This window comes from Microcoleus sp. S36b_A4 (assembly GCF_036700645.1).
In the GTDB taxonomy this organism is placed as follows: Bacteria; Cyanobacteriota; Cyanobacteriia; order Cyanobacteriales; family Microcoleaceae; genus Microcoleus.
In genome coordinates this window covers 25,734-34,995 of sequence record NZ_JAUBPI010000066.1, presented here as the reverse complement: position 1 = coordinate 34,995, position 9,262 = coordinate 25,734, and the positions used below count along the sequence as shown (strand labels likewise).

The 9,262-nt window shown below is 47.1% G+C and carries 10 protein-coding genes; 4 read left to right on the top strand and 6 right to left on the bottom strand.

Annotated features, from left to right (window positions below; genetic code table 11):
* Window positions 1-59 precede the first annotated feature (59 nt).
* The 6 genes from QUA03_RS19805 to gltB all read right to left on the bottom strand — a co-directional run bounded on the left by QUA03_RS19805 (window position 60) and on the right by gltB (window position 6,596).
* Entirely contained in the window at window positions 60-233 is a 174-nt protein-coding gene (locus QUA03_RS19805) for a DUF4926 domain-containing protein (RefSeq protein WP_333214227.1), read from the bottom strand.
* The gene (locus QUA03_RS19800; protein ID WP_333214225.1) at window positions 230-604 is read right to left on the bottom strand and encodes a type II toxin-antitoxin system RelE/ParE family toxin; all 375 of its coding nucleotides are present in this window, start codon (window positions 602-604) and stop codon (window positions 230-232) included. Before QUA03_RS19800 ends, QUA03_RS19805 begins: the two co-directional genes overlap by 4 nt.
* Window positions 594-878 (bottom strand): DUF2281 domain-containing protein, encoded by a 285-nt coding sequence (locus QUA03_RS19795; protein ID WP_228049972.1) that lies wholly within the window; start codon window positions 876-878, stop codon window positions 594-596. The genes QUA03_RS19800 and QUA03_RS19795 overlap by 11 nt, the downstream gene beginning before the upstream one ends.
* A 92-nt stretch (window positions 879-970) precedes the next feature.
* Window positions 971-1,306 carry a XisI protein gene (locus tag QUA03_RS19790; protein WP_333214231.1) on the bottom strand — a complete coding sequence of 112 codons (336 nt, stop codon included), beginning with the start codon at window positions 1,304-1,306 and terminating at the stop codon, window positions 971-973.
* 51 nt (window positions 1,307-1,357) lie between these two features.
* Complete coding sequence (locus QUA03_RS19785) at window positions 1,358-1,861, bottom strand: GUN4 domain-containing protein (protein WP_333214223.1); 504 nt, start codon at window positions 1,859-1,861, stop codon at window positions 1,358-1,360.
* Between the two features lie 148 nt (window positions 1,862-2,009).
* Window positions 2,010-6,596: a glutamate synthase large subunit gene (gltB, locus tag QUA03_RS19780; protein ID WP_333214222.1), complete on the bottom strand. Its 4,587-nt coding sequence runs from the start codon at window positions 6,594-6,596 to the stop codon at window positions 2,010-2,012.
* Between the two features lie 412 nt (window positions 6,597-7,008).
* On the opposite strand from gltB, the gene QUA03_RS19775 reads away from it, so the two are divergent.
* The 4 genes from QUA03_RS19775 (at window position 7,009) to QUA03_RS19760 (ending at window position 9,252) form a co-directional block, all read left to right on the top strand.
* Complete coding sequence (locus QUA03_RS19775; RefSeq protein ID WP_333214219.1) at window positions 7,009-7,269, top strand: hypothetical protein; 261 nt, start codon at window positions 7,009-7,011, stop codon at window positions 7,267-7,269.
* Between the two features lie 324 nt (window positions 7,270-7,593).
* Window positions 7,594-8,013 (top strand): phosphomannose isomerase type II C-terminal cupin domain, encoded by a 420-nt coding sequence (locus tag QUA03_RS19770; RefSeq protein WP_333214217.1) that lies wholly within the window; start codon window positions 7,594-7,596, stop codon window positions 8,011-8,013.
* Between the two features lie 145 nt (window positions 8,014-8,158).
* A complete protein-coding gene (locus tag QUA03_RS19765) occupies window positions 8,159-8,488 on the top strand; it encodes an iron-sulfur cluster assembly accessory protein (RefSeq protein ID WP_333070615.1) in 330 nt (109 codons plus the stop codon).
* A gap of 191 nt (window positions 8,489-8,679) precedes the next feature.
* Complete coding sequence (locus QUA03_RS19760; RefSeq protein WP_333214229.1) at window positions 8,680-9,252, top strand: Uma2 family endonuclease; 573 nt, start codon at window positions 8,680-8,682, stop codon at window positions 9,250-9,252.
* Window positions 9,253-9,262: the final 10 nt, after the last annotated feature.

Sequence of the window (9,262 nt, the reverse complement as noted above, 5' to 3'; positions counted from 1 at the left end):
GTCTGACCAGTTTTTTTTCAACAATTCTCTAAAAGCCTCTTGACAAAAGACTTACAGTCTTAACTTGTCACCAATGCAGTATTCCCCAACAAATCGAATAACTCAAGGCTATAACCTGTTTCTAGTCCCTCAACGTGATGCTGTTCTACAACCGTACCGATCTCGCCAGCATCAAGTCCTTCTTCAGGAAGGTTGCACAGCAAGATGACATCTGAATAAAGTTGATAGTTCATAATTCTTCTGATTCGGGAAATTGTTGCTCGTATTGGGCTAGAATTTCTCGAACTGTTTCGGCGGCGATGTCTGATAGGTCTGATTTAGAATAGATAGTCACCAAAACGATCGAATCGCTAGTTTTGAGGTAATAAATAGCACGGTAGCCAGCGCTTTTGCCTTTTTGAATGTCGCTGTTCTTAATTCTGACTTTGAAAATTTCGTACTCTATTGCCGGAATGCGATCGCCCGGAAGTTCCCCCGCTTGAAGTTGTTCGATTACAGGCTGAATGTCGTTGCGAATGTTGCGATAGCGTTTGGCTAAAGTTCGCAGGTCTCGTTGAAATCGGGGGGTAAGTTCAATTTGGATCGGTTGTGGATCAATTGTCATCAATGCCATCCCACAGTTGAGACAAGGGGAGAGTTTGTCCGGTAATTGCCTCATGGAAGCCTTGCTGAATCCCTTCTATGACAGTTTCAGTGGGGTCATCATCGGGATCGATATCAGTGTTTTGACGAATTTTTTGTTGCAGTTCTTTGAAGCGTCCTTTATAGATATCTTCCCATTTATCGGACTGCAAGAATTTGATGAAAGCTAAGACTTCTTGTTGTTGGTCTGGCGATAAGACCTTCACATTTTCCAAAATGGCTTGTTCGACGGTCATAATTATCCTTTTTTTTGATTGCTCTTCTACAATCTAGTAACAATATTATATCCAACGGGTGGGTCAACAGCAATTTAAAGTTTGATAAATTACTAGGAAACTACTGCAAAATCTGTGTACTGTCGCATTGCAGGCTCGTGAAATGCCAACACAATATCTTCCTTGGGAACTCCTGCACGCACCAAATCCGTTGCAATCCCATCTTCTGTCCAGTCTTCCTCGATCCAGAATTTACCATCGCGAATCCGAACGTAAACAGTGATACAGGTAATGCGATCGCCCTTTAGCCAGCCAAGATTCATCCAGATGTAGTGACCGTTTTCTTCGTCGGTAATCAAGAATGTCTCGATGTCTTGTTGAGAAGGGCGATTATTGCACAATTCTATATACTCGGTCAAAATACGCTTGATTAGTTTGGGATATTCGATTAGTTGATCCCTTGCACAATTTTCTGTACTTCTGTATTTACGATAATTATTTTATAGATGACAAGCAGATAGTTTGGAATCTAACCAATGCAATCCCAATCCCCAGCTATTTCCACCAGGGAGGATGACACTTCTATGTCCTAACCAATATACAAAAGTATGGGGAAGATGACCAAGGGGAGCGCGGAGTTCATAGGTTATTCTACTATTAAATAAATCCCATTTAACGTATTCGCAGAATTTGTCATAATCTTTTCCCGCTTGTTGCCAAATAGACCTTTGTACGGAAAATCCGAAACGCTCATTTGAGTATTTTACCCAAAGTTGGTTAATTGTTTGGAGGTCTGTACAAGGAAAGTTTACCCAATCTGAATGCCCTAAATAGCCTAATTTTTCACAGCACGCTACCCAAAGTATAATTTGTTTAGTTTCGCAATCAGCTTCTTTAAACTTGCCCTCTGCTAAAAAATTGCGTAATTGAGTGTAATCAGCTCCGCTTTCTGAAGCTAGATTAAGAAATTGGTTGTCATAATTTAAAGATTGAAAATCACTCATGGTCAGCGCCTAAGATATTTTGAATATGAGATTATTTGACTTGATCCGTATGAATTTGCTTCGCGCCCGCTTCGAGAAACCCATGCTTGAGTTAATTATAGTTTTGTAGGGTGCGTTAGGCCGTAGCCGTAACGCACCCATACTAATACTAGCTGCCGCCAATCCGGGCGACATCGCGAGCATTTTCTTCAAACGCAGCCGTCAGCGCATCATCACCGCTTAAACCCGATGCGATCGCCCTTTCAATAGCCTGCAACACCCGCTTATAATCCCTTGGCATCACCTTCACAAACACCGGCACCATCGAGTCCCAATTTGCCAGAACCTTCGATGCCTTCGCACTTCCAGTCAAATCAACGTGAGTTTGAAGCATCTGCCGCAAATCGCTAATTTCCTCAACATCCTCCAATTTTTCCAAATCCACCATCGACATATTGCAGCGAGTAGCAAAATCCCCCGCCTCATCCAAAATGTAAGCCACACCGCCACTCATACCCGCTGCAAAATTGCGCCCGGTTTCGCCCAAAACTACAACTTTGCCGCCAGTCATGTACTCGCAACCGTGATCGCCAACACCCTCAACTACTGCGTTAACGCCGGAGTTACGCACCCCAAAACGTTCGCCCGCCATCCCTCGGATGAAAACCTCGCCGGATGTCGCGCCGTAAAGCACTACGTTACCGACAATCACGTTTTCTTCCGCGACAAAGGTAGAAGCTGGCGACGGATACAGGATGATTTTGCCGCCGCTGAGCCCCTTGCCCAAATAGTCGTTAGCTTCGCCTTCGAGCTCCAGGGTGACACCCTTGGGCACAAAAGCCCCAAAGCTTTGCCCGGCGCTGCCTTGGAAGTGCAGGTGCACCGTGTCATCCGGCAAACCTTCCCAGTTGCGTTTGGTGATTTCGTTGCCGAGAATTGTGCCGACAACGCGGTTGACATTGGTAATCGGCAGTTTGGCGTGTACTTTTTCGCCGTTTTCGATCGCACCTTTGCACAAATCCAACAACACAGTCATATCCATCGACTTTTCCAAACCGTGATCCTGCGCCATCTGGCAATAGCGCCCGACATCCGCCCCAACTTCCGGCTGATAAAGGATTTTCGAGAAATCCAAACCCTTAGCCTTCCAGTGTTCCACCGCTTGCTGAGGTTCCAAAACATCAGTCCGCCCCACCATTTCATTCAGCGTGCGGAAGCCCAACTGCGCCATAATTTCCCGGACTTCCTGCGCGATGAAAGTCATAAAGTTTACCGTGTGCTCTGGGTCGCCGGTAAAGTTTTTCCGCAACAGGGGATCTTGAGTCGCAACGCCTACGGGGCAAGTGTTCAGGTGACACACGCGCATCATGATGCAGCCCAATGTCACCAGCGGCGCGGTCGCAAAACCGAATTCCTCAGCGCCAAGTAGTGCAGCAATTACTACATCGCGGCCGGTTTTCATTTGACCGTCTGTTTCCACGACAATCCGGCTGCGGAGATTGTTGAGTACCAGAGTCTGGTGAGTTTCCGCCAGTCCCAATTCCCAAGGTAAACCCGCGTGTTTGATCGAAGTCTGTGGCGACGCGCCCGTACCGCCGTCATAGCCGGAAATCAACACGACATCGGCGTGGGCTTTAGCAACACCCGCCGCGATCGTCCCGACTCCAACTTCCGACACGAGTTTGACGCTAATCCGCGCTTCCCGGTTGGAATTTTTCAAGTCGTGAATCAATTCGGCCAAATCTTCGATCGAATAAATGTCGTGGTGAGGAGGAGGCGAAATCAATCCCACACCCGGAGTCGAGTTTCGCACCTTCGCAATCCACGGGTATACTTTTTTACCGGGCAACTGTCCGCCTTCACCGGGTTTCGCGCCTTGCGCCATCTTGATTTGCAGTTCCCGCGCTTGGGAAAGGTACAAGCTGGTAACGCCGAAACGCCCGGAAGCAACTTGTTTGATCGCGCTGTTTTTCGAGTCGCCCCGATCGTTCGTCCAAGTGTAGCGATCGGGATCTTCGCCGCCTTCACCGGTGTTCGATTTGCCACCAATGCGGTTCATCGCTACTGCTAGCGATTCGTGGGCTTCTTTAGAAATCGAACCATAACTCATCGCCCCAGTTTTAAAGCGTTTGAGAATAGATTCGATCGGTTCAACTTCCTCAATCGGTATCGATTCCCGCTGCTTGAATTGCAACAAACCGCGCAAGGTAAAATGCTGCTGGTTTTGTTCGTTTACCAGCCCAGAATACTGTTTGAAAAGCGTATAACTGCCCTCGCGCACCGACTTTTGCAGTGCGTGAATTGTCTGCGGACTAAACAAATGCGCTTCGCCTTCTTTCCGCCACTGATATTCGCCGCCAACATCGAGAGTATGTCCGCTGGATGGGCGGTCTGGGAATGCGTGATTATGGCGTAAAATTGCTTCTTGGGCGATTACTTCGAGGTCTACCCCTTCAATCCGCGATGCCGTCCAAGCAAAGTATTTATCGACTACGGATTTGTTCAAGCCGATCGCCTCAAAAATCTGCGCGCCGCGATAACTTTGAATTGTAGAAATCCCAATTTTCGAGGCAACTTTCGTCACACCTTTTGTTGCCGCTTTAACGTAGTTTTTGCAAGCTGTTTTGTACTCGACATTTAGCAGCAATCCTTCGCGGATCGAATCGGCGATCGTCTCAAAAGCCAAATACGGATTAATCGCGCCGCAACCATATCCAATCAGTGTCGCAAAGTGATGCACTTCCCTTGGTTCGCCGGACTCGAGTACGAGTCCCGCCCGCGTGCGCGTACCTTTACGGATCAAGTGGTGGTGCAGGCCCGCAACTGCCAGCAGCGCCGGAATTGCGGCTTGGTCTGGACTGATACCCCGATCGCTCAAAATGAGGATATTCACCCCGGAGGCGATCGCGCTGTCTGCTGCTGCAAAAACCTCTTCTAACGCTTGTTCAAGACCTTTTACACCGCTTTTGGGGTCAAACAAAATCGGTACGGTGACGGACTTGAAATTGCCCTCATTTACGTGTTTGAGCTTAGCTAATTCTTCATTGCTGAGAATCGGCGTTTTCAGTTCAATCAAATGACAGCTTTCCGGTTCTGGTTTGAGCAAATTGCGTTCAGCGCCGATCGTAGTTTCGGCAGAAGTTACAATTTCTTCGCGGATAGAATCGATCGGCGGATTGGTAACTTGAGCAAACAACTGCTGGAAGTATTCATAAAGCAGTTTTGGTCGATTAGAAAGCACCGCCAGCGGCGTATCCGCACCCATCGCGCCGACAGCTTCCACACCATCTTTTGCCATCGGTGCTAACAGCAACCGCAGTTCTTCAAAGGTGTAGCCAAAGGCCATTTGCCGCTGCAATAATGTTTCGGGATGAGGTTCTGCTACTGCCGGCGCATCTTTCAGTTTGGCGATTTCGACCATGTGCTGGTCGATCCACTGGCGGTAGGGGTGTTCTGTAGCGATTTTGGTTTTAATTTCCTCGTCAGAGACGATGCGGCCTTCCTCGGTATTTACCAGGAACATCCGCCCCGGTTGCAAGCGACCTTTTGATACAATTCGTTCTGGGGCGATCGGCAAAACTCCGGCTTCCGATGCCATAATTACCAAGTCGTCTTTGGTAACGCAGTAGCGGGAAGGGCGCAAACCGTTGCGATCGAGCACGGCCCCGATCGAAGTACCATCGGTAAATGCGATCGAAGCTGGGCCGTCCCAAGGTTCCATCAAGCAAGAATGGTATTCGTAGAAAGCTTTTTTCTCGTCACTCATCGACTCGTGGGCTGTCCAAGGTTCGGGAATCATCATCATTACAGCGTGTGGCAAAGAACGCCCAGCCAAAGTCAGCAATTCCAAAGCATTGTCAAAAATCGTCGAGTCGCTGCCTTCGATATTGATTAAATTGGGGATTTTCTTTAAGTCATCGCCGAATAGTTCCGACTCGAACAGCGATTGCCGCGCGTGCATCCAGTTAATGTTGCCACGCATCGTGTTAATTTCGCCGTTGTGGGCGATGTAGCGGTAAGGGTGCGATCGTTCCCAACTCGGAAAAGTATTCGTGCTGAAGCGCGAGTGAACCAGGGCTAGAGCGCTTTCCATGTCGGGGTCGTGCAGGTCGGGATAGTAATCGCCGACTTGCACGGGCATTAACATTCCTTTGTAGACGATCGTCCGACAGGAGAGAGTGGAATTGTACCAGTAGGGGTCTGTGTTAGTCCTGCGGATGGCATTGTGAGCACGCTTGCGGATGACGTACAGTTTCCGCTCGAAAGCCGCCTCATCGATACCTGCGGCCCGCCGGAGGAACACTTGCTGCATGAAGGGTTCGCTAGATTTGGCGGTGTCGCCGAGGGACGAGTTGTCCGTGGGAACATCGCGCCAGCCCAGCACTTCTTGGCCTTCTTCTGCGGCGATTTCCTCAAAAATGCGTTTGCCGTTTTCGCGTTCAGTTTGATTTGGCGACGAGTAAATCGCGCCAACGCCGTACTCGCCGGCTTCGGGAAGTTCGATGTTGAGGCCCGCCGTTACTTTCTTGAGAAACTTGTGGGGCACCTGCATCAAAATCCCCGCCCCGTCTCCGGTGTTGGGTTCGCAGCCACACGCGCCTCGGTGGTCGAGGTTCAATAGGATTGTCAGTGCCTGCTCGACAATTTCGTGGGATTTGTTACCCTTCATGTGTACGATGAATCCGACTCCGCAAGCGTCGTGCTCGAACTGCGGATCGTACAAGCCTTGTTTTTGTGGCAGTCCGTTGCTGTTCATTTTGATGTGTCTCTCAAAGTGGTGAAAAGATGTTGATCTAGAGTAGAGGGTGGGATGCCGATCGATCTAGTATCATGTATTATATGTGGATCTACTCAATTAGGTAGAGTTACCAAAAAATCCCAGCTTTTTATATTCGAGTAAAAAAATAGTTAAAGCCGATCACTTAACTATGGAACCCGGAGGTCTAAATATTTATGCTTAAAGACTCTTCAATTATGTGAATTATTAAACCGCAGAGGCCGCAGAGAGCGCAGAGGAACAGAGATGAGTAATTCCGATACCAACTCACATCTTGCACTATTGTTAATAAGCTTTTCAAGGGCGGGCAAGATGCCTGTTCCACAAAATTTACTCTCTGTGGAACAGGCCGGAAAGCCTGTTCTTGAGAAATGAGTTTATAGCATTGTTAATGCGACTGTATCCTCAGCGTCTGGGTGACATTCTCCACCAGCATTTTGCCTTCTCATCCGCGATGAACCTTTCTGAAAAATTGCAAAAAGTCGATCGACTCAAAGCCTGGTTGGATAGCTTTCGTCCGCTTTCTCCCACCCTGGTTGCAGAATTGAAAAAACTCTACGACGTTCGGTTTACTTATCACTGCTTCAGAGAACTTAGCCAAACTTATTCAAGTCTAACTATTCAACCAGGTTTCATCCCAGAGGGTCTCTAACCAGGTGCTAGAATTTTTGCAGCAGCAGTCTCAAGAGCTGGATTAGGATTAACCTTTAATCAATATTCAAGAACCAGCGCCCTTTCTATGAAGATTTGATGTAGATTGGCGCGATCGAGCGAATAACAGGTGACAACAGCTATGTTGGTTTTGCTATGGTTGTTAAGGCAGGTCGATCGGGCTGAGCACAACTCTTGCAAAACTATACAGTCGGCTAACCAGTCCCCGCAGGTGGGCTTCGATTTTAACTATAGATTAGTTAATCTCAAAAAACAACGTCGTTTACCAAAGGATTCAGCAAGCAATCCTCAAGGAGTAAAAATCATGGTTCAGATTCAAGAAATTTCTCAAGTATCTAGCCTGCACGCACCTGCAGCACCCAACGGAATAGCCGCTACAGAATTGCGGCCTTGGGGCTCATTTACGACTCTAGAAGAAGGCCCAGGATATAAAATTAAGCGGATCGAAGTTAAGTCGGGACACCGCCTCAGCCTGCAAATGCACCACCACCGCAGCGAACACTGGATTGTGGTTTCTGGTACTGCAAAAGTTACTTGTGGCGAAACTGAACAAGTTCTGTTTACAAATCAGTCTACCTACGTTCCTCAGTGCACTTCTCACCGCCTGGAAAATCCGGGAGTTATCCCCCTAGTTTTAATTGAGGTGCAAAATGGCGAATATCTCGGAGAAGATGATATTATCCGCTTTCAAGACGATTATGCTCGTAATGAAAAGGCTAAGTAACTCCAGTTGCTAAAAATATAGGGGTAAGGTGCGCGGCGGCGCACTTTACATTCTCTGGGTAATGTACACGGCTAGGCACACTCTATATTTTCAAAACTCAACATTACTTACCAAATTACCAATTACAAATTACCAATTACTCATAATGATTCATCTGAGCAAAACAGCAGCAACAGAAGTAACGCGCCTCAAGTCGAAGCATCCGAACCCCAATGCTTTATTTCGCCTGGGCGTGGAATCGAGCGGCTGCTCCGGTTTGTCTTATACAATGGCATTTGACGATGCGCCAGCCCCAGAAGACGCTGTATGCGAGTCGGAGGGAATTTCCGTTGCGATCGACCCCCAGCACTTAAAATATCTCAATGAGCTCACATTGGATTATTCAGAAGACTTGATGGGCGGAGGTTTCCGATTTCACAATCCCAATGCCGCCCAAAGCTGTAGCTGCGGCAACTCCTTTTCTGCTAAGGAATAACCAACCTGTAGGGTGCGTCAGTTGCAGATAATTCTTCAATTCTAAAATAGATTGACGCACCTGACAAAATAAGCAATAACCAATATGATTTAGAGTGCGTCAGTTGCAGAAAATTATAAAAGTTTAAATTTAAAATCTAAAATATCAAATCTAAAATCTAAAATCTAAAATCTAAAATCTAAAATCGTATGATGACACTTAAAGACTTAGAAAAAGTCCAAAAAACCTTCAAAGAAGCCGGTCAAGACTATCAAGTTGAACTAGAAAGCGGGAGAATTATCATTGTGGGCCCGTCAGACATTGTATCTAGCGAAATTGGCATTCGCTTGAGTGCCTTTCTCTTCGTTTGGGTGAATCCCCGCCGTTTGGGTCGAGTTTTTGACTCCGCAGGCGGCTTTATTTTACCTGATGCTAACCTTACAGCACCTGATGTTTCTTTTGTCCGAGCCGCACGTCTCAGGCAAAGTCCCCGTTATTTCGGAGAATTAGTCCCAGACTTCGTAGTAGAAATTAAATCACAGAGCGATCGCATTAAACCGCTAGAAAAAAAGATTCTAAATTTTCTAGAACTCGGAGCACAAGTGGGAATTCTGATTGACCCGGACGAAGAAACTGTTACAGTTTATCGTCAGGAATGTGAACCAATTGTGTTGGGAAATGAAGATATTTTGACAGTCGCCGAACTTTTCCCTGGTTGGGAATTGCCAATTTCTGAACTGTGGCCACCAATTTTTACTGAAGCAGAAACTCAAACTGAAGCCTAATAAAGTTTAT

Excerpts from the sequence above, each read along its gene's own strand:
- QUA03_RS19805 (WP_333214227.1), bottom strand. The coding sequence starts at position 233 with ATGAACTATCAACTTTATTCAGATGTCATCTTGCTGTGCAACCTTCCT.
- QUA03_RS19800 (WP_333214225.1), bottom strand. The coding sequence starts at position 604 with ATGACAATTGATCCACAACCGATCCAAATTGAACTTACCCCCCGATTT.
- QUA03_RS19795 (WP_228049972.1), bottom strand. The coding sequence starts at position 878 with ATGACCGTCGAACAAGCCATTTTGGAAAATGTGAAGGTCTTATCGCCA.
- QUA03_RS19785 (WP_333214223.1), bottom strand. The coding sequence starts at position 1,861 with ATGAGTGATTTTCAATCTTTAAATTATGACAACCAATTTCTTAATCTA.
- gltB (WP_333214222.1), bottom strand. The coding sequence starts at position 6,596 with ATGAACAGCAACGGACTGCCACAAAAACAAGGCTTGTACGATCCGCAG.
- QUA03_RS19775 (WP_333214219.1), top strand. The coding sequence starts at position 7,009 with ATGCGACTGTATCCTCAGCGTCTGGGTGACATTCTCCACCAGCATTTT.
- QUA03_RS19770 (WP_333214217.1), top strand. The coding sequence starts at position 7,594 with ATGGTTCAGATTCAAGAAATTTCTCAAGTATCTAGCCTGCACGCACCT.
- QUA03_RS19765 (WP_333070615.1), top strand. The coding sequence starts at position 8,159 with ATGATTCATCTGAGCAAAACAGCAGCAACAGAAGTAACGCGCCTCAAG.
- QUA03_RS19760 (WP_333214229.1), top strand. The coding sequence starts at position 8,680 with ATGACACTTAAAGACTTAGAAAAAGTCCAAAAAACCTTCAAAGAAGCC.